At 72.5% G+C, this 23,885-nt stretch carries 22 protein-coding genes; 10 read left to right on the plus strand and 12 right to left on the minus strand.

The genetic code is table 11. The features are described 5' to 3' along the window. Positions 1 to 56 precede the first annotated feature (56 nt). The gene (locus ABZ215_RS11030; protein WP_237336291.1) at positions 57 to 437 is read left to right on the plus strand and encodes a peptidase inhibitor family I36 protein; all 381 of its coding nucleotides are present in this window, start codon (positions 57 to 59) and stop codon (positions 435 to 437) included. 256 nt (positions 438 to 693) lie between these two features. Here the strand turns inward: ABZ215_RS11030 and ABZ215_RS11035 are convergent, their stop codons facing one another. Further along, on the minus strand, positions 694 to 2,511 hold the full coding sequence (locus ABZ215_RS11035; protein WP_354949393.1) for a sugar-binding domain-containing protein: 1,818 nt from the start codon (positions 2,509 to 2,511) through the stop codon (positions 694 to 696). 196 nt (positions 2,512 to 2,707) lie between these two features. Between ABZ215_RS11035 and ABZ215_RS11040 the strand changes: the two genes are divergently transcribed. Continuing rightward, the gene (locus ABZ215_RS11040) at positions 2,708 to 2,956 is read left to right on the plus strand and encodes a S1 RNA-binding domain-containing protein (RefSeq protein WP_237336292.1); all 249 of its coding nucleotides are present in this window, start codon (positions 2,708 to 2,710) and stop codon (positions 2,954 to 2,956) included. A 307-nt stretch (positions 2,957 to 3,263) separates the two neighbouring features. Here ABZ215_RS11040 and ABZ215_RS11045 read toward each other — a convergent pair whose 3' ends face one another. Then, positions 3,264 to 3,776, minus strand: a complete 513-nt coding sequence (locus tag ABZ215_RS11045; protein WP_354949394.1) for a DUF2087 domain-containing protein — start codon at positions 3,774 to 3,776, stop codon at positions 3,264 to 3,266. Positions 3,777 to 4,465: 689 nt separating this feature from the next. Beyond that, the gene (locus ABZ215_RS11050; protein ID WP_354949395.1) at positions 4,466 to 5,218 is read right to left on the minus strand and encodes a PP2C family serine/threonine-protein phosphatase; all 753 of its coding nucleotides are present in this window, start codon (positions 5,216 to 5,218) and stop codon (positions 4,466 to 4,468) included. A gap of 77 nt (positions 5,219 to 5,295) precedes the next feature. On the opposite strand from ABZ215_RS11050, the gene ABZ215_RS11055 reads away from it, so the two are divergent. Then, positions 5,296 to 8,427 carry a BTAD domain-containing putative transcriptional regulator gene (locus ABZ215_RS11055; protein ID WP_354949396.1) on the plus strand — a complete coding sequence of 1,044 codons (3,132 nt, stop codon included), beginning with the start codon at positions 5,296 to 5,298 and terminating at the stop codon, positions 8,425 to 8,427. Here ABZ215_RS11055 and ABZ215_RS11060 read toward each other — a convergent pair. Then, a complete protein-coding gene (locus tag ABZ215_RS11060; protein WP_354949397.1) occupies positions 8,415 to 9,590 on the minus strand; it encodes an FAD-dependent monooxygenase in 1,176 nt (391 codons plus the stop codon). The two genes, ABZ215_RS11055 and ABZ215_RS11060, sit on opposite strands and share 13 nt — an antisense overlap. A gap of 57 nt (positions 9,591 to 9,647) precedes the next feature. After that, positions 9,648 to 10,589 carry a GNAT family N-acetyltransferase gene (locus ABZ215_RS11065; RefSeq protein WP_354949398.1) on the minus strand — a complete coding sequence of 314 codons (942 nt, stop codon included), beginning with the start codon at positions 10,587 to 10,589 and terminating at the stop codon, positions 9,648 to 9,650. A gap of 68 nt (positions 10,590 to 10,657) precedes the next feature. Between ABZ215_RS11065 and yaaA the strand changes: the two genes are divergently transcribed. Continuing rightward, positions 10,658 to 11,389 (plus strand): peroxide stress protein YaaA, encoded by a 732-nt coding sequence (gene yaaA / locus ABZ215_RS11070; RefSeq protein WP_020418196.1) that lies wholly within the window; start codon positions 10,658 to 10,660, stop codon positions 11,387 to 11,389. Here the strand turns inward: yaaA and ABZ215_RS11075 are convergent. Further along, positions 11,376 to 12,461 carry an FAD-binding oxidoreductase gene (locus ABZ215_RS11075; protein ID WP_354949399.1) on the minus strand — a complete coding sequence of 362 codons (1,086 nt, stop codon included), beginning with the start codon at positions 12,459 to 12,461 and terminating at the stop codon, positions 11,376 to 11,378. The genes yaaA and ABZ215_RS11075 overlap by 14 nt on opposite strands. Positions 12,462 to 12,670: 209 nt before the next feature. Here ABZ215_RS11075 and ABZ215_RS11080 point away from each other — a divergent pair, with 209 nt between their 5' ends. Together ABZ215_RS11080 and ABZ215_RS11085 are read left to right on the plus strand one after the other, a co-directional pair. Further along, positions 12,671 to 13,603 (plus strand): RIO1 family regulatory kinase/ATPase, encoded by a 933-nt coding sequence (locus ABZ215_RS11080; RefSeq protein ID WP_020418194.1) that lies wholly within the window; start codon positions 12,671 to 12,673, stop codon positions 13,601 to 13,603. 214 nt (positions 13,604 to 13,817) lie between these two features. Beyond that, a complete protein-coding gene (locus ABZ215_RS11085; protein WP_027931758.1) occupies positions 13,818 to 15,194 on the plus strand; it encodes a DEAD/DEAH box helicase in 1,377 nt (458 codons plus the stop codon). A gap of 425 nt (positions 15,195 to 15,619) precedes the next feature. Here ABZ215_RS11085 and ABZ215_RS11090 read toward each other — a convergent pair whose 3' ends face one another. Further along, on the minus strand, positions 15,620 to 16,120 hold the full coding sequence (locus ABZ215_RS11090; RefSeq protein ID WP_354949400.1) for a helix-turn-helix domain-containing protein: 501 nt from the start codon (positions 16,118 to 16,120) through the stop codon (positions 15,620 to 15,622). A gap of 94 nt (positions 16,121 to 16,214) precedes the next feature. Between ABZ215_RS11090 and ABZ215_RS11095 the strand changes: the two genes are divergently transcribed. Then, complete coding sequence (locus tag ABZ215_RS11095; protein WP_354949401.1) at positions 16,215 to 16,811, plus strand: dihydrofolate reductase family protein; 597 nt, start codon at positions 16,215 to 16,217, stop codon at positions 16,809 to 16,811. Here the strand turns inward: ABZ215_RS11095 and ABZ215_RS11100 are convergent. Further along, positions 16,808 to 17,527 carry a PIG-L deacetylase family protein gene (locus tag ABZ215_RS11100; RefSeq protein WP_354949402.1) on the minus strand — a complete coding sequence of 240 codons (720 nt, stop codon included), beginning with the start codon at positions 17,525 to 17,527 and terminating at the stop codon, positions 16,808 to 16,810. The genes ABZ215_RS11095 and ABZ215_RS11100 overlap by 4 nt on opposite strands. Before the next feature lie 45 nt (positions 17,528 to 17,572). Between ABZ215_RS11100 and ABZ215_RS11105 the strand changes: the two genes are divergently transcribed. Continuing rightward, the gene (locus ABZ215_RS11105; protein WP_354949403.1) at positions 17,573 to 18,748 is read left to right on the plus strand and encodes an 8-amino-7-oxononanoate synthase; all 1,176 of its coding nucleotides are present in this window, start codon (positions 17,573 to 17,575) and stop codon (positions 18,746 to 18,748) included. Here ABZ215_RS11105 and ABZ215_RS11110 read toward each other — a convergent pair. Together ABZ215_RS11110 and ABZ215_RS11115 are read right to left on the minus strand one after the other, a co-directional pair. After that, positions 18,714 to 19,160 carry a GNAT family N-acetyltransferase gene (locus ABZ215_RS11110; RefSeq protein WP_020418188.1) on the minus strand — a complete coding sequence of 149 codons (447 nt, stop codon included), beginning with the start codon at positions 19,158 to 19,160 and terminating at the stop codon, positions 18,714 to 18,716. The genes ABZ215_RS11105 and ABZ215_RS11110 overlap by 35 nt on opposite strands. A 10-nt stretch (positions 19,161 to 19,170) precedes the next feature. Then, positions 19,171 to 19,980, minus strand: a complete 810-nt coding sequence (locus ABZ215_RS11115) for a serine protease (RefSeq protein ID WP_020418187.1) — start codon at positions 19,978 to 19,980, stop codon at positions 19,171 to 19,173. A 171-nt stretch (positions 19,981 to 20,151) separates the two neighbouring features. Here ABZ215_RS11115 and ABZ215_RS11120 point away from each other — a divergent pair, with 171 nt between their 5' ends. Together ABZ215_RS11120 and ABZ215_RS11125 are read left to right on the plus strand one after the other, a co-directional pair. Then, on the plus strand, positions 20,152 to 20,985 hold the full coding sequence (locus tag ABZ215_RS11120; protein ID WP_354949435.1) for a M15 family metallopeptidase: 834 nt from the start codon (positions 20,152 to 20,154) through the stop codon (positions 20,983 to 20,985). A 64-nt stretch (positions 20,986 to 21,049) separates the two neighbouring features. Continuing rightward, positions 21,050 to 22,441 carry a mycothione reductase gene (locus tag ABZ215_RS11125; RefSeq protein WP_354949404.1) on the plus strand — a complete coding sequence of 464 codons (1,392 nt, stop codon included), beginning with the start codon at positions 21,050 to 21,052 and terminating at the stop codon, positions 22,439 to 22,441. Between the two features lie 58 nt (positions 22,442 to 22,499). Here the strand turns inward: ABZ215_RS11125 and ABZ215_RS11130 are convergent, their stop codons facing one another. Together ABZ215_RS11130 and ABZ215_RS11135 are read right to left on the minus strand one after the other, a co-directional pair. Beyond that, positions 22,500 to 22,655, minus strand: coding sequence for a hypothetical protein (locus ABZ215_RS11130; RefSeq protein WP_354949405.1), 156 nt, complete (start codon positions 22,653 to 22,655; stop codon positions 22,500 to 22,502). 43 nt (positions 22,656 to 22,698) lie between these two features. Continuing rightward, a complete protein-coding gene (locus ABZ215_RS11135; protein WP_354949436.1) occupies positions 22,699 to 23,856 on the minus strand; it encodes an MFS transporter in 1,158 nt (385 codons plus the stop codon). Positions 23,857 to 23,885: the final 29 nt, after the last annotated feature.

Genomic DNA, 23,885 nt, shown 5'->3' on the forward strand with positions numbered 1-23,885 from the left:
CATTGTGGAGTCCGGAACCGCGCACCGCGGAGACCGACTCACAGGGGAGATGAGAAATGTTCGGGAATTTTCGCGCGTATCTGCCGAAGGCGCTCGTCCTGGCCGCGCTGGGACTGTTGACCGCGGGCGGCATCGCCGAGGCCGAGACCGCGCCGCCGGTCGGGTACGGCTGCGAGCAGGGCGAGTTCTGCGCGTGGTCCGAGGAGTTCTACGGCGGGTCGGTGCAGTTCCTCGACCTCCGCACGGCCAATCCCGGCGAGTGCATCCCGCTCAGCGGTGACGCGCGGTCGTTCGTGAACCGGCTGGACCGCGAGGTGACGGTGTACCAGGGCGAGGACTGCTCCACCGAAGGCGACTTCACCACGTACCCGGGTGGCGGGACGTTCGTGCCGCACGCGCCGTTCGTTGTGCGGGCGATCCAGATCTGGGACTACTAGGCCGCGCCGCCGCAGACGAGATCGCCGTTCGCCCGCTCCTGGGGACGTGAGTCCGGGCTGGCGGCGGTCCGGGAACCGCTTCCCCGCGGTTCCCGCCCGCGGGCGCGTCGCGGGCACACGGCGCGCCCGCGGGTCACCACTGAAGGTTCTCGCCCACGGGCCGAGGTACCAGCGGTGGTCTCGCACTCCCGCTTGGTGCCGAAGATCGCCGGCAACACAAGACCGGGATGGTGACACCACTCGAAGGTCCCGGCTGTCAGCTGCGCTCCCGGTAGGGGTTCAGTTCTTCCGGGGGCACGGCCGCGGCAGGGCGAGTGAGGATGGCTCGTACCCGGGCCGGATCGATCTTGGGCACGCGTCCGGCGGTGAGCAGGCCGTTGCGTTCCTGCTCGGTGTCGGTCAGCTGGGTGTAGCAGAAGCCGGCGAGGTCCGGCGACGAGAGGACCGCGGTGACGAGCTGGTCCAGCCGGGCGGCCAGCTCCTCGTCGTCGGTCACCGTCGAGTAGCCGAACCACTTCTCGTCCTCAGCGGGAACGTGGGAGAGGCCACCGAACTCGGTCAGCATGACGGGGCGGTCGGAAGCGGTGTCGTCGAGCAGGAGGCGGCGACCACCGGGCCGGCCGTCGGACAGGGTACGGCGCAATTCGGCACCGTACCGTGTGGACAGTGCCTCACCGGTCGGGGCGTAGTCGTGCACGCCGATGATGTCGGCTTCCGGGATTTCCCAGCCGTCGTTGCCGATGACCGGGCGGCTGGGGTCGATGCTCTTGGTGAGGTGGTAGATCGAGCGCACGAAGTGGGTTTGCCCGGGTGCCGTGGCGACGTCGGGGACGCCCCAGCTCTCGTTGATCGGCACCCAGGTCACGATGCAGGGGTGGCTGCGGTCCCGGCGCAGGATCTCCAGCCACTCCCGGGTGAGCCGCTCGACGGCTTCGGGCGCGAACTCGTAGGCGTTCGCGGTCTCGCCCCAGACGAGCAGGCCGAGCTTGTCGCACCAGAAGAGGAACCGCGGATCCTCGGCCTTTTGGTGCACGCGGACGCCGGTGAAGCCGAGTTCCTTGATGAGCTCGACCTCCCGGCGGAGTGCGACCGAGTCCGGCGCGGCCAGGTGCGACTGCGGCCAGTAGCCCTGTTCCAGGACCATTCGCGGGTAGTAAGGGAGGTGGTTGAGGAGGAAGCGGCCGTCGGCCACGCCGACCTCGCGCAGACCCAGGTAGCTGCTCACCGTGTCGGACGGCGCTTCCGCGGCGTGCAGTTCGACCGACGCATCGACGAGCACCGGGTTCTCCGGCGACCACAGCAGGCGGAACCGGTCCTGACCGTGCCGCAGCGCGGGCACGGCGATGTCGAACCGGAACCGCCGCCGGTCGATGCGCACGGACTGCTCGGCAAGGATCTCGTCGCCGTGCCGCAGCACCACGCGGATCGTCACCGCTTCGCCGGGCGTCGCGGAAAGCTCGCCCTCGCAAGAGACCGATGCGCGGGTGAGTTCGGGAGTCCAGTGCAGTTCGCGAAGGTGGAGCGCGGGGACGACCTCCGCCCACACCGGCTGCCAGATCCCTGTGGTGCGGTGGTACCAGATGTCGTGCGGCTCCGGGTGCCAGTCCTGCTTGCCCCTGGGCTGGGTGCCTTCGTCCGGGCGGTCTTCCGCGCGCAGGACGATCACTTGCGGACCGTCGGGCCGTAGAGCCGCGGTGATGTCGAAGGAGAACGGCGTCTGCCCGCCTTCGTGGCTGCCGAAGTGGCTCCCGTTGATCCACACCGAGGCGGCGTAGTCCACGGCGGCGAAGTGCAAGACGAGCCGGTGGCCGGCGGGGATCGGCGGGGCGTCGAACTCACGCCGGTACCAGACCACGGTGTGCGGTTCGGTCGCGTGCACGCCGGAGAGTTCCGACTCCGGCGGATACGGGACGGTGATCGTCCGGTCGAACGGCTCGGTGGCGGTGAACCAGTGGTCGGCGAGGCCGCGATCGTCGTCGTCGAAGGCGAAGCCCCAGGCGCCGTCCAGGTCGAACCACTCGGACCGGACGAGTTGTGGTCGTGGGCAAAGTCGGTCCGGGTCGGCGGCGATCATGCCGGAAACCCTACGACAGGAAGGACTGTTGAGCATGACCCCGTGAGCTGTTAACTTCGACGCCGTGACTGCCGGGTCGGCCTTGCGCCGCGCACAGACAGGACTCCCGGCCGCGCCGTGATCACCCGGCGGGCCCGCGGCCCGCCACCTCCTGCGCTCTCCCCTTCTCTGGGACGAAGCGAAAGGAGGTGATCACATGTCCCAGTACCAGGTCTCGCAGGCCGTGTGGCGCGATTTCCTCGCCCAGCACGCGAATGGCGGAGTCATCACCGCGACCGTGACGCGAGTGGTTCCGTTCGGCGCCTTCGTCGAACTGCCGCCGGGCGTTCCCGGGCTGTTGTCCCGGCCCGCCTGGACCGCGGAAGCGGAAGCCGGTGAACGGGTCGATGTCCGCATCGCGAGCCTCGACGTCGAGAACCGGCGCGTGAGCGTGGTTCCTGCGTGATTGACACGGTGTGATCGACAGGGTGCGGGGGCAGAATGGCGCTGCCCCCGCACTCTCCGCAGCCTAGCGACGAGCACCAGCCCTGGGACGCCGCCGTTTCGGCCCTGTCGCGCCGCGCGCTGCCGGGGCGGCCGGACCGCGCCGACCCGATCGAGCAGCCGCGCCGAGGTCCACCTCGGGGCCGAGCAGCCGCGCCGACGTGCACCTGGAGCCGAGCCGTGCGCGGCAACGGCCAGTTGTGGGCAAACCACAACGCCAAACTCGCCGGGTCAGCGGCTCAAGCCGGCGTTCGTTATGGCCGAACCGCTCAGACGTGAACGCGACGGCCGTCGTTCTCGGAGTCGGGCCGGGCTTCGGCGGGGCGGCCGTATGCGCGTCCGTCGTTGCTGCGCTGGAGGAGCCCGGCGTCGACGAGGTAGCGGCGAAGCGCGGCATGGTCCTCGTAGATCGCGGCGAGCTTCGCGCGGACCTCCGGCTCGGTGTAGACCCGGCCGGGCTCGAACTGCTCGGCGAGTTTCTCGAGCAGGGCCTGGCGAAGCTTGCCCGGACGCGGAATGGTGGTGAGCCGGCCGCGGCTGAACAGCGCTTCGAGCGGATCGCTCGGCAGCTTGGCGAGCGAGTCGCGGAAAGCTTGCGGCACTGCCCGGTACCGATCCCCGGCAACGGTGACGATCCCAGCCGAAACGAGGCGCTTCGCAAGTTTCGCGGTATGCCGATCCCCTGCCACCGGTAACCCGTCGTGCGAAGTGCAGATCCGGGCGAAGAGCATCAGGCGTTCAGGGTCCGCCAGCGCGGAGACCAGCGATTCCGGTGAGGCCATGGCCCAGACCGTACCCGCGGCCGACGCCCCCGCGAACCAGTTTTCAAGATCCGAACCGGCACGCCGCCGGGCCGACCGGGCACGCCCACCACGAGGTGGCGCACCCCACCAAGGTTGCACAGTCGCCGCCGGGCGGCGAAGCCCACCTCGGAGGGCACACCCGCCGGAAGGCGGGCCGCCGCCCGGGTGGAAGAACCAGCGGCGTTCGCAGAGCGCGCGACCAGCCTCAGCCGCCGCGGGCAGCCGCCGCCCGCTGGAACAGCCTCCACCGGCGCGCGACTCCGCAGGCCTGACCAGCCTCGGCCATCGCGACGACCGACCCGAGCGTAGCCCCATCGGGCCCATCGGCCCTAGCCGGCCGCGCCAGCCGCATCAGCCCCAACCGACCGCGTCAGCCCTAACCGAGCACGTCAGCCGGGTCGGCCCATCGGCTCTAGCCGGCCGCGCCAGCCCCATCAGCCCTAACCGACCGCGCCAGTCCTAGCCGACCACGTCAGCCGGTCGCGTCTGCGTCACCACGCCTGCCGAGCCAGCCACGCCGGCCTCAGCCGGCCATGCCGCCGCGTCCGACATGTCGGCGTCAGCCGGCCGCGTCCATGACCGCCACACCGGCCCCAGCCAGTCACACCGGACCGAGCCAGCCACGCCGCCCGCGTCGGCCTCAGTCGGCCACGCCGCCCGCGTCGGCCTCAGTCGGCCGCGTTCGCCTCCGCCACGTCGGCCACGACGCAGCTGATGTTGTCCGGTCCGCCGCCCGCGTTGGCCAGCTCCACGAGCCTCTGGACGGCCTCCTCGGGGGTCGGCACCGTCGTCAGCACCTCCGTCAGCTGCTCCGGCGTCGCGACGTCGGAGAGGCCGTCGGAGCAGATGAGGTACCTGTCGCCGGGCCTGGCGTCCAGCACGAAGAGGTCCGGCTCGGGCTCGCCGGCGCCCTGGAGCGCCCTCGTCAGCACCGAACGCTGCGGGTGGCTCATCGCCAGCTCCGGCGAGATCCGGCCCTGGTCCACCAGCTCCTGCACCACCGTGTGATCGCGCGTCACCTGCGCCAGCTCGCCCTCGCGCAGCCGGTACGCCCGCGAGTCCCCGACGTGGGCCACCGCGAACGACGTGCCGTCCCAGGCGAGCACCGTCAGCGTGGTGCCCATGCCCTGCAGCCGGCTGTCCTCCTCGACCTGGGCCCGCAAGCGGGCACCGGCGTCGGCCACGGCGGTCGCCAGCGCCTCCACGTCGGCCTTCGCGGACTCCGCCTCGAGGCGCTCGTCCAGGGCGGCGATCGCGGCGACCGCGCCCGAACTGGCGACCTCACCGGCGACGTGACCCCCCATCCCGTCGGCGACGGCGAGCAGACGCGGACTGGTGTAGACCGAGTCCTCGTTCGCTTCGCGTCGCTGCCCGACGTCGGAAGCCACGGCGTAGGAAATCGTCAGCGGCCCAGGTTCCATGAGTGAAGTAAAGCAGCGGCCCGCGAACCGCGGCACAGCCTCACCCCGTCCGGCGCGCCATGCGCCACAATCGCGGGGTGTGGTTCGCCGTCCTGGGTCCTGTCGAGGCGCGCTCCGCGGCCGGCGACCCGGTGCCCCTCGGCGGGCCACGGCCCCGGTCCCTCCTCGCGCTCCTGCTGCTCGACGCCGGTCGCGTCGTCGGCACGGACCGGCTCGTCGACGGCCTCTACGGCGACCACCCGCCGGGCGACGCGGCCAACGCCCTGCAGGCCCAGGTGTCCCGCCTCCGCCGCAAACTCGGCGACCAAGCCCGCATCGAATCCCACCCCGCCGGCTACCGCCTCGCGGTCGAACCGGACCAGGTCGATTTCCACCGCTTCACCCGCCTCGCCCGCGACGGGCGCCAAGCCCTCACCACCAACGAACACGCCCGCGCCGCGAAGCTGCTACGCGAAGCCCTGGACCTCTGGCGCGGCCCGGCCCTCGCGGACGTGCGCGACGCCCCCTTCGCCGAAGCACAGGCCGCGCGCCTCGACGAGTTGCGCGTCGCCACCGTCGAGGACCGCGCCGAAGCCGACCTCGCCGTCGGCGAATCCCGCGCGGTGATCGGCGAACTCACCGAACTGTGCGCCGCGCACCCCCTGCGGGAACGGCCCCGCGTCCTGCTCATGCGCGCGCTCGCCGCCAACGGCCGCCAAGCCGAGGCGCTCACCGTCTTCGCCGATGCCCGGCGCGTGCTCGCCGACGAACTCGGCGCCGACCCGTCCCCGGAACTCGCCGCCGCGCACCTCGCCGTGCTGCGCGCCGAGCCGCCGCCCGAACCGCCGAAGATCCCCGCCCAGTTCACCACTTTCATCGGCCGCGAAGCGGAACTGGCCCGCATCGCCGACCTGCTCGACACCGGGCGCCTGGTCACCCTGACCGGCCCCGGCGGCGCGGGCAAGACCCGTCTGTCCATCGAGGCCGGTGGCCGTGCCGACGGCGAAGTGTGCTTCGTGGACCTGTCCCCCGTCACCAGCGGCGCCGACGTCGCCCAGGCCGTCCTCACCGCGCTCGGCCTGCGGGAGACCGGCCTGTTCCCCACCGGCGGCGCCCCGCCGGACCCGGTCGGGCGCATCGAGGTCGCGCTCACCGACCGGCGCCTGCTGCTGATCCTCGACAACTGCGAGCACGTGATCGCCGACGCCGCGAAGCTCGTCCACCGGCTCCTCTCGTCGAGCCCCGGGCTGCGGGTGCTCGCCACCAGCCGCGAACCACTCGGAATCACCGGCGAGGCGCTGTGCGCGGTGCCGCCGCTCGCGTCCCCGCCGCACGGCAGCGGCGCGGCCGAGGCCACCGGCTACGAGTCGGTGCGGCTGTTCACCGAACGCGCCGCCGCCGTGCGGCCCGGGTTCCGCCTCGACGACGACTCGGCCGAGCGGGTGCGGCGGATCTGCGAGGCGCTCGACGGACTGCCACTGGCCATCGAACTCGCCGCGGCGCGCCTGCGGACCCTGCCGCTGGACCAGCTCGAAGCCCGCCTCGACGACCGGTTCCGCCTGCTGTCCAAGGGCAGCCGCACCGCCGCGCCCCGGCACCAGACGCTGCGTGCCGTCGTCGGCTGGAGCTGGGACCTCCTCACGCCGGACGAACAGAACCTGGTGCGCCGCTTCGCGATCTTCGCGGGCGGGGCGACGGTGGACGCGGTCGCGAGCGTGTGCGGACTGTCCGAACCGGACACCGTAGACCTCCTCGACAGCCTTGTCGACAAGTCGCTCATCGAGTTCTCCGGTGAGCGCTACCGGATGCTGGAGACGATCCGGGCGTTCAGCGCCGAGCGGCTGGACGAATCGGGCGAACGGGACGCGGTGGCCAGGGCGCATGCCGGGCACTTCCTCGCCCTCGCCCAGACCGCCGACCCGCACCTGCGCCGCACCGAGCAGATCGAATGGCTCGCCCGCCTGACCGCCGAGCGGGCGAACCTGCACGCGGCACTGCGCTGGGCGGTCGAGTCGGACACCGCGCTGGCACTGCGACTGGTCGGCGCACTGTCCTCGTACTGGCGTCTGCAGGGCGTGCGCACGGAAATCGCGCCGCTCGCCGCGCGGCTGCTGGCCAACCTCGGCCCGGAACCGCCCGCCGACCTGGCGGAGGAGTACGTGCTGTGCGTGCTCAACGCCGCGCCCGCCGAACCACCTGGTCTCGACGAACACCTGCGGCGGGTCGATTCGATCGTGCCGTCGCTGCCGTGGCCGCTGCGTCAGCCGTACCTGCTCGTCTACTGGGCGCTGTTCGCCGGCCCGCCGAGCCCGGCGCGGCGGCCGAACGAGCTGGAACAGGCCATGGTCGACGACGACGATCCGTGGTTCCAGGCGCTGGTGCACTTCTCGACGAGCTACCTGCGCCTGTTCAACGGTGACAGCGCGGGCGCCGAAGAGGCCTTCGCCAGATCGCTCGAGCTGTTCCGGCGGATCGGCGACCGGTGGGGCACCGCGCAGGTGCTCGACGGGCTCGCCGAGCTCGCGGACCTGCGGGGTGACCGGGACCGGTCCGCGGCGCTCGTCGACGAGGCGATGGACCTGCTCGGGCAGCTCAACGCGACGGAGGAGCTGGCCGAGCTGTGGGCGCGGCGGGCGGACCGGTTGCTGCGCGACGGCGACCTGACCGACGCCGAAGCCGGTCACCGCCACGCGGCCGACCTCGCGCGGCGCGCGGGCGCCTCGACCCTGCTCGGCCTCACCGAGCGCGGGTTCGGCGAGCTGGCCCGGCGTCGCGGGGACTTCGCGCAGGCCAGGGTGCACTTCGAGCGGGCGCTGGCCACGCTGGGCACGGACTGGCAGAGCGACGCGGCGAGCGCCCGGACCCTCACGGCGATGGGCAGGCTCGCCGAGGCGACGGGCGACTGGCCTGAGGCGCGGGCACGGCACCGGCAGGCGCTGGACATCACGCTCGCGCAGCACTTCCGGACCGACATCGCGGACGCGCTGGAAGGCCAGGCGGGAATGACCCTGCTCGACGGCGACCCCGAGCGGGCGGCCGAGCAGCTGGGGATGGCGGTGGCGCTGCGGAGCGCCGCCAGGCCGCACGACCAGGACGTGGCGGCGGTGGCGGCCGGCTGCCAGAAGCTGCTGGGCGCCGACGCCTTCGCAGCCGCCTACGACCGCGGCACCGCCATGTCCTTCGAGGAGATCGCCGAAACCCTCGGCTCCCGGGAGCCTCAGATCCCGTAGTCCTTCAGCTTCAACGTGTTCGCCGCCTTCAGGGTCATCTTGTCGAACACCCCGGAGAACACGCGGGTCGTCAGCATCCGGTGCGACTGGTTCCGCAGCCACAGACCACGCGCGGTGCGGGGCGCCAGGAACGGGCCGGTGCCCTTCGCCTGCTTCGCGCCCGCCTCGGCGGCCGGGCGGACCTCCGACTCGTACCGCTCGAAGGCCACCGCGTGGTCCCCGCCCGCGGCGGCCAGCTCGCCCGCCAGCACGTACGCCGCCATCATCGCCAGGCCCGTGCCGCCACCGCCGGGCCCCACGCCCCAGCCCGCGTCGCCGACCAGTGCGACCCGGCCGCTGGTGTAGCGCGGCAGGTACACGTGCGCCAGCTCGTCGAAGTACAGATCAGCGGCGTCGCGCAGGGCGTCCAGCAGGCGCGGGACCTCCCAGCCGACGCCGTCGTACACGTCCGCGATCAAACGCTTCACCTGGTCCTCGTCCTTGCGGTCGTAGGTCAGGCCGTCGGCGGCGAAGACGAAACCGATGCTGGCGGGGCCGTCCGGGTCCTGCGCCGCGTACGTCACGCCGCGGCCGAGCACGTTGTAGATCAGCCCGGTGTGGTCGAGCCGCAGGTGGTTCGGCGCGCTGAACCCCGCGCACGCGTACCCCATCTCGGTGCGGAACCGCGACTCCGGCCCGAACGCCAGCGCCCGCACGCCCGAGTGCAGCCCGTCGGCGCCGATCACCAGGTCGACGGTCCGCGGGGCGCCGTGGGCGAACGTCACCTCGACACCCGAACCGGTCTCCGTCAGCGACGTGATCCAGTCGCTGAAGACGTACTCCGTGCGGTCCTTCGTCGCCTCGTACAGCACTCGGCTCAGGTCGCCGCGCTGGATCTCGACCTCACCGCTGATCATCGAGGACGGCAGGCTCGCCACGCGCTTCCCAGACGCGTCCAGGATGTGCTGCTCCCCCATCGACGTCTGGTGCGCGCGGATCTCCTCCAGCAACCCCATCCGCCGCAGCACCGCCACCTGCTCGCCGCGGAAGTCGACGGCCTGTCCACCCTCCCGCAGGGCGGGCGCCCGCTCGACCACGGTCGTCGCGTAGCCAAGGCGGTTCAGCCAGAACGCGGTGGACGGGCCGGCGATGCTCGCGCCGGAGATCAGCACTGTCCTACTCATCGAAGCACTCCTCGAACTCGGTTGCCCCGAGCTTCGCCAGGAGCGCTGACCGGCGGCTTACCGTCCGCTGACCGGGCGCGCGTGCACGTGCCAGTGGCCGGTCACCACGAAGCCGCACCGCTCGTACACCCGCTGCGCGCCGGTCGGGTTCTCGCCGTCCACGCCGAGCACCGCCCGCTGGTAGCCGCGCTCGCGGGCCTCCCGCAACACCCGCGCCACCAGGCTCTTCGCCGCTCCGCGACCCCGCGCCTCGGGCCGGGTGCCGACGTACTCGACGACCACCTCGCCGTCCGCGACGCCGCGTTCGACGCACAGCACCAGCGCGGTCACCCGGTCGCCGTCGAGCGTCAGGAACGACAGCTCCGGCCGGAACCCGGCACTGCCGGTGACGCGGTGCCGGAACACCTCGGGCGTCAGCGGCGCGCTGCCGAAGTGCTCGCCGAACGCCTCGTTGAGGGCGAGCCGGGTGGCCTCCTCGTGCCGCGGCTCGTACCGGACCGGCTCGACCGTGGACTCCACGGACGGCAGGGCCGACAGGTCCGCCGTCATGTCGAGGAAGGTGCGCACGTGCTCGTAGCCGCCGCGGCGCAGCACCGACGCGTACCACCGCTGGTTGTCGTGCGCCATGGCGTGCAGTTCCAGCGGCGCTCCCGGGAACACTTTCCGGTGAAGTTCGGAGCTCGCCTCCTCGTACCACCGGAGCAGCTCCGCGCCGAGGGCGTCCGTCCGGTGGTCCGGGTGCACCATCGATTCGACCCGCATCTGGTGCACCGGATCGGCGGCGGTCCGTCGCGCCGTCATCGCGTAGGCGATCATCCGGTCGCCGTCCAGCACGGCGACCCCCGCCTCGGGCAGCGGCGAGTTCGGCGACTCCAGGCTCTCCCTGATGTCGTCGACGCTGTGCTCCTCCCCCGTGGGCTCCACCTTCTCGCCTGCGGCGAACAACTCCGTCACCGCTTCGGCGTCGTCCAGCCGCAGTGCGCGCCAGGTCACAGTCATCGGTCGAGCGTAGGCACAGCCGCTGGCCCGTCCCAGCGATTTTCCGCGCCCGGGTTACCCTGCTGGCCGTGCTGGTGCTGCTGCCTCCTTCGGAAACCAAAGCCGCCGGTGGGGACGGCCCTCCGCTGGATCTCGACGCCTTGTCGTTCGCCGAGCTGAACCCGCTGCGGCGCAAGCTGGCCGACGCGCTGGTCGAGCTGGCCGGCAACGTTCGGGAGAGCCTGGACGTGCTGGGCCTGTCGGCGCGGCAGGAGGACGAGGTGGCGCGCAACGCCGCGCTCTGGAGCGCGCCCACCCTGCCCGCGCTGGAGCGCTACACCGGCGTGCTCTACGACGCGCTCGACTACGGCGGTCTCCGTCCCGCCGCGCGGGCTAAGGCGGACCGCAGGCTGGCCGTCGCCTCCGCCCTGTTCGGCATCGCCCGCGGCGACGACCGCATCCCGGCCTACCGGCTCTCCGGGGGCACCACCCTGCCCGCGCTCGGCACGCTGCGGTCGCTGTGGCGGCCCGTCCTGGAGCCCGCACTGGCCGAAGTGGACGGTCTGATCGTCGACCTGCGCTCCGGCGCCTACGCCGCGCTGGCCCGCATCCCGCGTGCGATCACGGTGCGCGTGGTCACCGCGAGCGGCAAGACCGTGAGCCACTTCAACAAGGCCTACAAGGGAAAGCTCGCCGCCGCGCTGGCGACCGCCACCCGTGAACCCTCCACTGTGGAGGGCCTGATCGGCGCCGCCGAGCGGGCAGGCATCACGCTGGACCGGGTCGGCGAGCAGGAGCTGGAGCTGATCACCGACCGGTGAACCGCTCCGGCCGGTAGGGCGCGAGGTCGACCGGCACCTCCTCGCCGAGCGCGAGGCAGGCGACGAGACGTCCGGCGAACGGCGCCGCGGTGAGCCCGCCGGGGCCGAACCCGTTGGCGATCAGCACGTCCGGCCGCTCCGCCAGCGGCCCGAGCAGCGGCAGGCCGTCCGGCGAGGCGGGCCGGAAGCCGATCCGGGTTTCCAGCAGCGTCGCGTCGGCCAGGCCCGGCGCCACGGTCAGGGCGTGGTCCAGCACCTCCCGCTGCCCGGCCGCGGTGATGCGGTGGTCGAAGCCGGAGCCGGTCTCCCGCGTGGCGCCCGCGACGACCCGCGAGCCGGGGAAGGCCAGCAGGTAGTGGCTGGACACCGGCAGCACCACCGGCCAGCGCGCGGTGTCCGCGCCCGGCAGTTCGAAGTGGCTGATCTGGCCCCGCTGCGGCGCCACGGACACCGACGGCACCAGCTCGCTGCTCCACGCCCCGGCCGCGACGACGACCTTGTCCGCGTCCAGCTCCTCCCCGGCGACCCGGACGCCGCGCCCGGTCAGCTCCGCCGCGCCCTCGACGATCCGGGTGCCGCGCGCCACCGCGGCGTCGAGCAGCGCCTGCCGCATCCGCCGCCCGTCCACGCGGCCGCCGCCGGAGACGTGCACCGCGGCCAGATCGGGCGCGAGCGCGGGAAACAGCTCGCGGGCCTGCGCCGGATCGAGCCGGGAGACCTCGCCCGCCGCCGGTTCCCCGGCAACGCGCGCACTCACCCGGGCGAACGCCTCGTCGAGTTCGGCCGGGTCCGCCGACACGACCATCCCGCCGACCACCTCGAACGAGGTGTCACCGGCGCCGTCCTCGGCCAGCTGGGCGACCAGCTCCGGGTAGTAGGCGGCGGCCGCGGCGGCGAAGCGGTACTCGTCGTCGCCGCGGCGGCTGGTCCACGGGCACACGATGCCCGCACCCGCGGCCGTCGCCACTCCCGGACGGCCTGCCTCGACCACCACGACCTCGGCGCCGCGGCGGGCGAGCTGGTGGGCGGTGCTCGCTCCGGCGATCCCGGAGCCGATCACGATCACGCGCATGCCGCCAGTCTGCCGGTAATTCGGTTGCGGCCGCAGCGCCGCCGCGGGCATGATCACGCGAAACGCCGGTGTGCTGGGCCCCGGTGGCGAGTGAAGGAGGTGCGTTGTGTCCGTCGTTGTGCTGGGCCGTGCCTTCGCCGCCCGTCCACCCGCCCCACCCGCCTGATCGAACGGCGCCGGTGGGGCCCCTCAGCCTTGGAGACCCACCAGTGCGTCAGCACGATTTCGAAGACTTCACCCCACGCTCACGTCGTCGCCGCCCGCGGTTCGACGACGAGATCAACCCCGTCCGCAGCGGCCGCCTGACCGAACAGGAACGGCAGCGGCTCGCCCGCGTGCGCGACGACAGCTACGCCGAACCGGCGGTGCCCGGCGGCGCCGACCGGTACTCGACGTGGGACAGCGCCGAGCACGGCCCGCGCCCGCACCCGGCCTGGCTGGTCACCGAACTGGCCGCCGTGGACACCGAGCTGGGTGTCCTCAAGACCGGCAAGGAGGCCGAGGTGCACCTGCTGCGCCGCGGGCTCCCCGACCGCAGCCGGGAATGCCTGCTCGCCGCGAAGCGTTACCGATCAAGCGAGCACCGCCAGTTCCACCGCGACTCCGGCTACCTCGAGGGCAGGCGCATGCGCCGGTCCCGGGAGAACCGGGCCATGGCGCAGCGCACCTCGTTCGGCCGCAACCTCATCGCAGAGCAGTGGGCGGTCGCCGAGTTCGCCGCGCTCAGTCGATTGTGGACGATCGGCGCGCCGGTGCCGTACCCGGTGCAGCGGGACGGCACGGAACTGCTGCTGGAGTTCGTCGGAGAGCCCGACGGCACAGCGGCGCCACGCCTGGCACAGCTGCGGCCCGAACCGGACGAACTACGCGAACTGTGGTTCCAGACGATCGGGGCGCTCGACGTACTGGCGTCGGAGGGGCTCGCGCACGGAGACCTGTCCGCCTACAACATCCTCGTCCACGAGGGCCGGATCGTGCTCATCGACCTGCCCCAGGTCGTGGATGTCGTGGCGAATCCGAGAGGAGCGGAGTACCTCACCCGTGACGTCCACAACATCTCCGCGTGGTTTGCCGCGCGGGGTCTGCAGGTCGAGGCCGATGACCTGGCTTTCGACCTGCGGCAGCGGGCGGGGCTGAGGTGAGGTCCCCGACGGTCTTCAGGTATTCTGATCACAGTCCGCAACCGGGCGACGTGAATTCGGGTCGCCCCCTTCATGGGACGCGGACACACCACCGATGGCGCAGCCGCGCCGGGTTCGTCCTTGTGAAAGCCCGCCGAACTTGTTCTTCAGCCTGCCTGCGCGCAGGCACACCGGGCCTCCCTTGCGACGTACCACCACGTCCGAGAGGCAGTGCGTGAGCATCACCCTTGAGTCCACTTCCACCGTGCAGTCGTTCGCCGACCTGAACCTGCCGGAGCCCCTGCTCGGGGCTCTGCGCAAGGCCGGCATCGACGCACCCTTCCCGATCCAGTCGGCGACCCTGCCGGACGCGCTCGCCGGGCGCGACGTGCTCGGCCGGGCGCAGACCGGGTCCGGGAAGACCCTCGCCTTCGGGCTGGCCCTGCTGGCCCGCCTCGAGGGCGGGAAGGCCCGGTCGCGGAAGCCCCGCAGCCTGGTCCTCGTTCCCACGCGTGAGCTGGCCCTCCAGGTCAGCGACGCGCTCACCCCGCTGGCCCGCGCGCTGGGCCTGTGGTGCCGGACCGCCGTCGGCGGGATGGCCTTCCCCCGGCAGGCCGACGCGCTGCACCGCGGCGTCGACCTGCTGATCGCCACGCCGGGCCGTCTGTCCGACCACGTCCGGCAGGGCACCGCGGACCTCAGCGAGGTCCAGTTCATCGCCATCGACGAGGCCGACCAGATGGCGGACATGGGCTTCCTGCCCCAGGTCCGGGAGATCCTGGACCTGACCCCGCGGGACGGCCAGCGGCTGCTGTTCTCGGCGACGCTGGACGGCGACGTCGGGCAGCTGGTCAACCGGTACATGCACGACCCGGTCGAGCACTCGGTCGCGCCGGCCACGGCCAGCGTCGACACCATGGACCACTACGTGTTCCAGGTCTCGCGCCAGGAGAAGCAGTCGGTGGTCACCGAGATCGGCGCCCGTGAGGGCCGCACGATCATGTTCGTGCGCACCAAGCACCACGTGGACCGGTTGACCGACCGGCTGCGTGAGCGCGGTGTGCGGGCGGGCGCGCTGCACGGCGGCAAGTCGCAGGGCCAGCGCAACCGGGTCCTGCAGGACTTCCGCGACGGCCACACCACGGTGCTGGTCGCCACGGACGTCGCGGCGCGCGGCATCCACGTCGACGACGTCAGCCTGGTGCTGCACGTCGACCCGGCCGCGGACCACAAGGACTACCTGCACCGCGCCGGCCGCACCGCGCGCGCCGGTGCGTCGGGCACCGTGGTCACGCTGATCACGCCGGACCAGCGGCGCACCGTGCGCCGGATGACCGACAAGGCCGGCGTGCGCGCCGACCAGCTGGTCGTGCGGCCCGGTGACGCGAAGCTGTCCGACATCACCGGCGCCCGCGAGCCGAGCGGTGTTCCGGTGGTCGACCGTCCGCGCGACACCGCCCCGCGCCGGGGTGGCGGCTCGCGTGGCTTCGGCGGGCCGCAGCGGCCGCGCCGGGGCGGCAGCTACGGCGACCGGGACCGCGGTCACGGTGGCGGCTACCGGCAGGGACGTCCGGGCCGCGGCCCGCGTCGCAGCACGCCGTCGGCCAGCTGACGTACTGAACGCAGAACCGCCGCGATCCCAGCCCGGGGTCGCGGCGGTTCTTTCGTTCAGCGGGCCTTTTCAGCGAGTCGCGCGGCGCGCTCATCAACAGCCCCGGCCACCGCCGCTACGCCCTCCGCCGGGTACAAGCCCCAGGCAGCGCTCCAGCGATTCCTGCCGAACCCAGAACTGCCGGGATCCAGCCCGCGATCGCGGCGGTTCTTCAGTCAGCGAGCCTTCCCGGCAAGTCGCGCGGCGCGGGATCGAGCGGCCCGACCACCGCCGCTACGCCCTCCGCCGGGTACAAGCCCAGGCAGCGCTCCAGCAGATCCTGCTGAACCCAGAACCGCCGCGATCCCAGCCCGGGGTCGCGGCGGTTCTTTCATTCAGCGGCCTTCCCCGGTGAGTCTCGCGGCGTGCAGGCGCGGCGCCGCGGGTTACGCGCTCTGCTCGGCGAGCGCCGCTTCGTAGGCGGTGCGCAGCTTCACGAACACCGACTCCCGCCCTGGCGGGCGCGGGATGCCAAGGTGCTGTTCGCGCAGCTCGTCCATGAACTCGTCCCACAGCTGGGGCCCGCCGCGTTCCAGGAGCTCCGCCCGCACGGCCAGTTCGCGGGTCACCGGCAGGTGCCTGCGCCCCCACGCGCCCAGGTGCGCCATCACCGGCACGAGCTGGATCGCCGGCTCCGTCAGGCTGTAGATCACCTTCTGCTTGTGCGTCGGGTCCGAGGCGCGGGACACCAGCCCCAGCTCGGTCAGCCGCTGCAACCGGGACGCGAGGATGTTCGACGCGATCCCCTCCTGCGAGTTCTGCAGCAGCTCCCGGAAGTGCCGCAGGTTGCCGAACATCATGTCCCGGATCACGACCAGCGACCACTTGTCGCCCAGCACCTCGACCGACAGGTTGATCGGGCATCCCGACCGGCGTTCGTCCGTCATCCAACTCTCCTTCCGATTGCAGTTTACAACCGGTTCCGGAAGCAGTACGGTTCCCAAGACCGATTGCAAACCACAACCAGTCAGGAGAACTCCCATGAGCAAGGTGTTCAGCAGCCCGACCATCTCGATCGACGGCTTCATGGCCGGTCCCCGCCAGAGCCGCGAGCACGGGCTCGGCGAAGGCGGCGAGGAGCTGCACCGGTGGATGTTCGAAGCCGCGGAGGAGAACAAGGCCGAGCGCGAAGCGATCCTCGGCCACGGCGCGTACATCATGGGGCGCAACATGTTCGGCCCGATCCGCGGCAAGTGGGACGACCCCGGCTGGCGCGGCTGGTGGGGCGAGGAGCCGCCGTACCACGCGCCGGTCTTCGTGCTGACCCACTACCCCCACGAGCCCATCGAGATGGCGGGCGGCACGACCTTCCACTTCGTCACCGACGGGATCGAGTCGGCGCTCGACCAGGCGCGCGCCGCCGCGGGCGAGCGGTCCGTGGCGGTCATGGGCGGCGCGTCGACGATCGACCAGTACCTGCAGGCCGGGCTGATCGACGAGCTGCGGCTGTCCATCGCGCCGACGGTGCTCGGCGACGGCGCCCGGCTCTTCGCCGGCGTGACCAGCCTGGACCTCGAGCCCGTCTCGTCGCGCACCACCTCACTGGCCACGCACGTGACCTACCGGGTCCGGCACTAGATCGGGAACAGCTCGAACGTGCAGGCCAGCGGCACGCCGAACGACTCACCGGCCATGGCGGCGAACTGGCGCAGGAACGGCTCCGGCTCGGCCATTTCGCCGCCCAGCGCCGCCAGGTACGCCTTGTGCTCCCGCAGCGAGGCGACCGCCGCGTCGAAGGTGTCGGTGATGTCCACGGCGTGGGTCTGCACCGGCGAGCCGCACACGGCCACCCACCGCACGCCGCTCCACGGTTCCAGACCGAGGTCGCGGAACAGCCAGCGGTTCGCCGCGTCCCGGACCGCGTCCAGGGTCGCCACGCCGACGTTGCGGTGGTCGGCCATGTTGTACCCGCCGCCGGGGAAGGACTCGCGGTGGTTGAGCGTCACCACCAGCTCCGGGCGGTGCCGCCGGACCGCCGCCGCGATGTCCCGCCGCAACGCGATCCCGTTCTCGATCAGGCCGTCCGGGTGGTCCAGGAACTCGACCTCCTCGACTCCGACGACCCTGGCAGCGGCGAGCTGTTCCCGCGTCCGCAGCGGCCCGGCCTCCTCGGGCGGCATGGTGTCGATCCCGGCCTCGCCGCGTGAGGCGAGCACGTAGACCACCGACTTCCCCTGCCCGGTCCACCGGGCGATCGCCCCGGCCGCGCCGTACTCCAGGTCGTCCGGGTGCGCGACCACCGCGAGCGCCCGGTTCCAGTCCTCCGGCATCATCGCCGGTCCCGTGTCGGTCATGGCCCCTCCACTGCCCAGCCGTGGCTCGGTGCGACACTGCGTGACGTGAACCTACCGGCTTCCTCCTCCCCAGAGCAGGTTTTCGACTGGCTCGACGCCGCCGCCGAGAAGCGCGCGGCGGCCGGGCTGACCCGCCGGCTGCGGCCGCGGGGAGCCTCCTCGACGGAGCTGGACCTCGCCGGCAACGACTACCTCGGCCTGGCCCGCGACAAGCGCGTCGCCGGTGCCGCCGCGGCCGCCGCGCTCCGCTGGGGCGCCGGCGCCACCGGCTCACGCCTGGACACCGGCTCCACCGAGGTGCACACCGAGCTGGAGTACGAGCTCGCGCGCTTCTGCGGCGCGCAGGCCGCGCTGGTGTTCTCCTCGGGCTTCACGGCCAACCTGGGCGCCGTCACGGCACTGTCCGGGGCGGAGTCGGCGATCGTCAGCGACAAGCACATCCACACGTCGCTGATCGAGGGCTGCCGCCTGTCCCGCACCGACGTCGCGGCCATCAGCCACTGCGATCCGGCGGCGATCAAGCACGCGCTGGCGACCCGCCGCAAGCCGCGGGCGCTGGTGGTCACCGACTCGGTATTCTCCGTCGACGGCGACCTCGCGCCGCTGCCGGAGCTGTCCCAGGTGTGCCGCGAGCACGGCGCGGCCCTGCTGGTCGACGACGCGCACGGGTTCGGCGTGCTCGGCGACGGCGGCCGGGGCGCGGTGCACGCCGCCGGGCTGGCCGGTGAGCCGGACGTCGTCACGACCATCTCGCTGTCCAAGGCGCTCGGCGCGCAGGGCGGCGCCGTCCTCGGACCGCGCCGCGTGATCCGGCACCTCGTCGACACGGCCCGCAGCTTCATCTTCGACACCGGGCTCGCGCCGGCCAGCGCGGCCGCGGCGCTGGCCGCGCTCGGGGTGCTCAAGTCCGAGCCTGACCTGCCAGAGAAGGTCCTGACCCATGCGATCACGCTGTCCGCCCAGCTGCGCGCGGCCGGGTTCCGGGTGAGCAACCCGGAGGCGGCGGTGATCTCGGTTCAGGCGCCCTCGGCCGAATCGGCCGTCGAGTGGGCGGACCGCTGCGCCGAGCAGGGCGTGCGGGTCGGCTGCTTCCGCCCGCCGTCGGTCCCGGACGGGATTTCGCGGCTGCGCCTGACCGCCCGGGCCGACCTGACGGAGTCCGATGTGGACACCGCGGTGAAGGTGATCAGCGAATCGGCGCCAGCCGGCGCCGCATCGTGATGTGCGGGATGCCGTCCTCGTCGAACTCGTCGCCCTCCGCGACGTACCCGAACTTCTCGTAGAAACCGCGAGCGTAGGTCTGCGCGTCGAGCACGCTGTCCGCGTCGCCGACCGAGATCAGCGCGGCGGTCATCAGGCGGGCGGCGAGGCCCCGGCCCCTGGCGTGCTTCGCGGTGACGACCCGGCCGATGCGCTGGACGCCGTCCCCGTCGTCAAGCACCCGCAGGTAGGACTCGATGCCGTCGGGCCCGTCGATCCAGAAGTGGCGGGTCGTCGGGAGCAGGTCACGCCCGTCCAGCTCCGGGTACGGGCAGGTCTGCTCCACGACGAACACCTCCACCCGGAGCCGGAGGATGTCGTACAGCTGCTGCGTGGTCAGGTCCGGTCCGCGGACGCCTCTGTCGGGGTTCACGGACTCCTGACTACCAGAACACGAGCCGCGACGACTCGGCTTCGCTGCGAATCTCGTTCACGTAGGTGAGCACGCGGGTGTACACGCCCGGTTTGCCCGCTTGCGCGCACCCATCGCCCCACGAGACGAGCCCGATGAGGGTGCCGCCGACGACCAGCGGACCGCCCGAGTCGCCCTGGCAGGCGTCGATCTTGCCGTCCGGGTAGCCTGCGCACACCATCGACCGGGAGTCGTAGTTCGAGTAGCTGGCGCGGCAGCCGGAGTCGCTGAGCAGCGGCACCTCGGCCTTGCGCAGCACGTCCGAGCGGGGGCCGCCGTCGGAGGTGCGACCCCAGCCCAGCACCGTCGCCCGGGTGCCCTCGGCGTACAGCGAGTCGTCGCTGGGCAGCTCCACCGGCTGGTACGGCAGGCTCTGCGCGAGCTTGAGGACCGCGACGTCGTCGCCCTTGCCGGGGTCGGAGAACGAGTCGGGCGTCCACACCTCGCGCACCGACACGGTCTTGCCGTCGTTCGTGCGCTTGTCCGTCCGGCCCGCGACGACCCGCAGGTCCGCGCGCTTCACGGCGTTGGCGCAGTGCGCCGCGGTGGCCACCGCGGTCGAGCTGACGATGACGCCGCCGCAGAACTGGTTGCCGCTCTTGTCGGTCAGGTACACCGCGAACGGGTAGCTGCTGGTGGACGCCTCGGTGCCGCCGACGATGTTCGGGCGGGCGCCGGTGCTCGGCATGGCCGCTGCCACCACCGGCACGAACGCGGCGGCGGTGATGACCGCCGTCAGCGCCAGGCGGAACTTGCGGTCGCGTCGGCGGTGCTTCGCCATGCGCGCGCTCCCTTCGGAAAAGCTCGATGTCCCCCGGTGCCACACCCGATCGCCGGAAACGAATTCGGGGCGTGAGATTGCCGCACATACAGTAATCGACAAGGGCCCGGAACCGGTGTCACTGGATCGGGTGGACTCCGGCTCTGCGAAGCTGGAGACGTGCGAGGAATCGTGGCGCTCCTGCTGGCGCTCGGGCTCGTGGCGTGCGGCGCCCCACCCGAGCCGCCGCCCCCGCCTGTGCCCTCGCCGACGGCCCCGGCGGCCACCACCACGACCACGGCGCCGCCGACCACCACCACCTCCGCCGCACCGCCGTGGACCGTCGGCGCCACGACGCTGCCCCGCCGCCCGGACGGTTTCGGCGAGATCCGGCCGACCCCGGCGGTGCTGCGCGACCGCCGCCTGCCGACGCGGGACTTCCTGCCGCCGCCCGCGGACGGCCGCTACGCGTCGACGGTCAGCGCGGTCCCGGCCGACGTGCTGGCCCGCAGCACCTGGCAGCCCGCGTGCCCGGTGGCCGCGTCCGCGCTGCGGTACCTGACGATGTCGTTCTGGGGCTTCGACGGGAAGCCGCACACCGGCGAGATGCTCGTCGGCGCCTCCGTCGCCGAGGACGTGACCCGGGTGTTCGGGCAGCTGTTCGCGGCGCGGTTCCCGATCGAGGAGATGCGGGTCACCTCGCCTGCCGAACTCGACGCCCCGCCGACCGGGGACGGCAACAACACCAGCGCCTTCGTCTGCCGTCCGGTGCGCGGTCAGACGAACTGGTCGGCGCACGCGTACGGTCTGGCGATTGACCTGAACCCGTTCTGCAACCCCTACACCAAGGGCGACGTGGTGCTGCCGGAACTCGCCTCGGCGTACCTGGACCGCTCGTGGGTGCGGCCGGGCATGGTGGAGGCGGGCGACGCGACCGTGCGGGCGTTCGCCGCGGTCGGCTGGGACTGGGGCGGGGCTTGGCGGGAGCCGGTGGACAGGATGCATTTCACGGCGACCGGCGGGTAGGAACGGGAACAGATTTCGGGTCCGGCCCGGTTGTACGGGTGCGGACTGCTTGGGAGGTAATCACGTGCCCCACTACGACCTGGTGATCGTCGGAACCGGCTCGGGGAACTCGATCCTCGATCCCCGTTTCGCGGGCTGGAAGACGGCGATCGTGGAGAAGGGCGTGTTCGGCGGCACGTGCCTGAACGTCGGGTGCATCCCGACGAAGATGTTCGTGCACGCCGCGGACGTCGCCGCGACGCCGTCGGTGGCCGGCCGGTTCGGCGTCGACGAGACGCTGGACAAGGTGCGCTGGACGGACGTGCGCGACCGGATCTTCGGCCGCATCGACCCGATCGCCGAGGGCGGGCGCGAGTACCGGAAGAGCCACGAGGACAACGCCGGCGTCACCGTCTACGAGGGCCAGGGGCGGTTCACCGGGCACAAGGAGCTGACGGTGTCGTTCGCGGACGGGCGGCCGGACGAGGTCGTCACCGCGGACAAGTTCGTGCTCGCCGCGGGCGGCCGGCCGGTGGTGCCGGACCTGCCCGGCCTCGAGGACGTCCGCTACCACACGTCGGACACCGTGATGCGGCTCGACGCGCTGCCCGCGCGGATGGTGATCATCGGCAGTGGGTTCATCGCCGCGGAGTTCGCGCACGTGTTCCGCTCGTTCGGGGTCGAGGTCACGCTGGTGGCCCGGTCCGGCGCGCTGCTGCGCGGCGAGGACTTCGACATCAGCGAGCGGTTCACCGAGCTGGCGGCGCAGCGGTTCGACGTGCGGCTCAACCGGAAGGCCGTGCGGGTGCGGCCGTCGGGCAGGGGTGTCGCGGTGGAGCTGGAGGGGCCGTCGGGCGCCGAGACCGTCGAGGCGGACGAGCTGCTGATCGCCGTCGGGCGCCGGCCGAACACCGACCTGCTGGACGTGGCCGCGACGGGCGTGACGACGACCGAGGCGGGGCACGTCGTGGTCGACGACCACCAGCAGACCGCGGTCGAGGGCATCTACGCGCTCGGCGACATCTCGTCGCCGTACGAGCTGAAGCACGTCGCGAACCACGAGGCGCGGGTCGTGCAGCACAACCTGCTGAACCCGGAGTCGCCGATGACGGCCGACCACCGGTTCGTGCCGCACGCGGTGTTCACGTCGCCGCAGATCGCCTCGGTGGGCCTGACCGAGCAGGAGGCGCAGGCGCGGGGCGTGGCGTACGTGACGTCCAAACAGGACTACGCGGGCATCGCGTACGGCTGGGCGATGGAGGACACCAGCGGTTTCGCGAAGCTGCTGGCCGACCCGTCGACCGGGCAGCTGATCGGTGCGCACATCATCGGCCCGCAGGCGCCAACGGTGATCCAGCCGCTGATCCAGGCGATGAGCTTCGGCCTCGACGCGAAGTCCATGGCGCGCGGCCAGTACTGGATCCACCCGGCGATGCCCGAGCTGATCGAGAACGCGCTGCTCAACCTGCCGCTCTGAGCGGCGGCGCACTTCCCCGACGGAAGTGCGCCGGCGCGGTCAGACGTAGCGCGGCCGGTCAGCGAGGCGTGCAGGCATCGGCTATCACCGAGGTGTCCCGGTAGAACGGATGCACCTCGGCGATCCGCCCGTGCACGATCGCGATGGTCTGGAGGATCGGGAACCGCAGCTCGCGCCCGGTTGCCCGGGACCGAGCGTGCACAGTGGTTTCCACGATCACCACCGTGGATCACGGCTCGGCCGGGCGCTGGCGGGAATCAGACGTAGCGCGGCCGCCCCGCGAAGAAGCCGAACACCATCTGCCCCACGACCACGGCCAGCAGCATCGCGAACGGCACGCTCCACCCGTGCGTCACGTCGTGCAGCAGGCCGAACAGGAACGGGCCCACCGCGGCCAGCAGGTAGCCGATCCCCTGCGCCATCGCGGACAGCTTCGCCGTCTCCGCACCCGTGCGGGCCCGCAGCGCGATCGTGGTCAGCGCGAGCGAGAACACGGCCATCCCGATGCCCAGGAAGATCGACCACAGCAGCGGCGCGGCCTCCGGCGCGACCATCAGGCCGATCACGCCCGCGATGCCGAACACGCCGAGCAGCAGGATCCACCCGCTCTGGCTGCCCCGCTTCGCGGCCAGCGGCGGCACGATCAGGCTCACCGGCAGCCCGAGCAGCGACACCAGGCCCATCAGCAGGCCCGCGTCGGCGCGGCTGACGCCCGCGTCCATCAGCACCTGCGGCAGCCAGCCCATCACGATGTAGGCCAGGCAGGCCTGCAGGCCGAAGAAGATCGTCACGACCCACGCCAGCGGGCTGCGGAACAGCGAGCGCGCGGCGGTCGCGTTCTGAGCGGACGTCGGGCCGCCGGGCCGGGTGCGCGCGGCGGCCAGCCACAGCACGAGCGCCGCCACGGCCAGCGCCGCCCAGCTTCCGAGCCCGGGGCGCCACCCGCCGAACGCGCTGTCCAGCGGCGGCGTCAGCGCGGAGCCGAGCGCGCCGCCGGCCTGCAGCGCGCCGGTGTAGAGGCCGGTCATCAGGCCGATCCGCGTCGCGAAGGACTCCTTGACCACGACCGGGATCAGCACGTTCGCCAGCGCGATTCCCGCGGTGCCGATCAGCGTCCCGCCCAGCACCACCAGCGGCCCGTCGAGCACCCGCAGCACCAGGCCGCCGGCCAGCAACGCGAGCGCGAGCGCCACGGCCACCGCGATGCCCAGTCGGCGGGCGACCACCGGCGCGGTCAGGCCGGCGAGCGCGAAGCACAGGCCGGGCGCGGTCGTCAGCGCACCGGCCCACGTCGCGGACGCCCCCAGCGTGTCGCGCATCTCGTCGAGCACCGCGCCGACGCTGGTCACCGCCGGCCGCAGGTTCAGCGCGGCGAGCAGAACCGCCACGCCGAGCAACCCGGTGCCGATGAGCACGCGGGACGCGGGGACGCGCGTCTTCTCCT

The organism is Amycolatopsis sp. NPDC006131 (assembly GCF_040614175.1).
Lineage (GTDB): Bacteria > Actinomycetota > Actinomycetes > Mycobacteriales > Pseudonocardiaceae > Amycolatopsis_E > Amycolatopsis_E tucumanensis.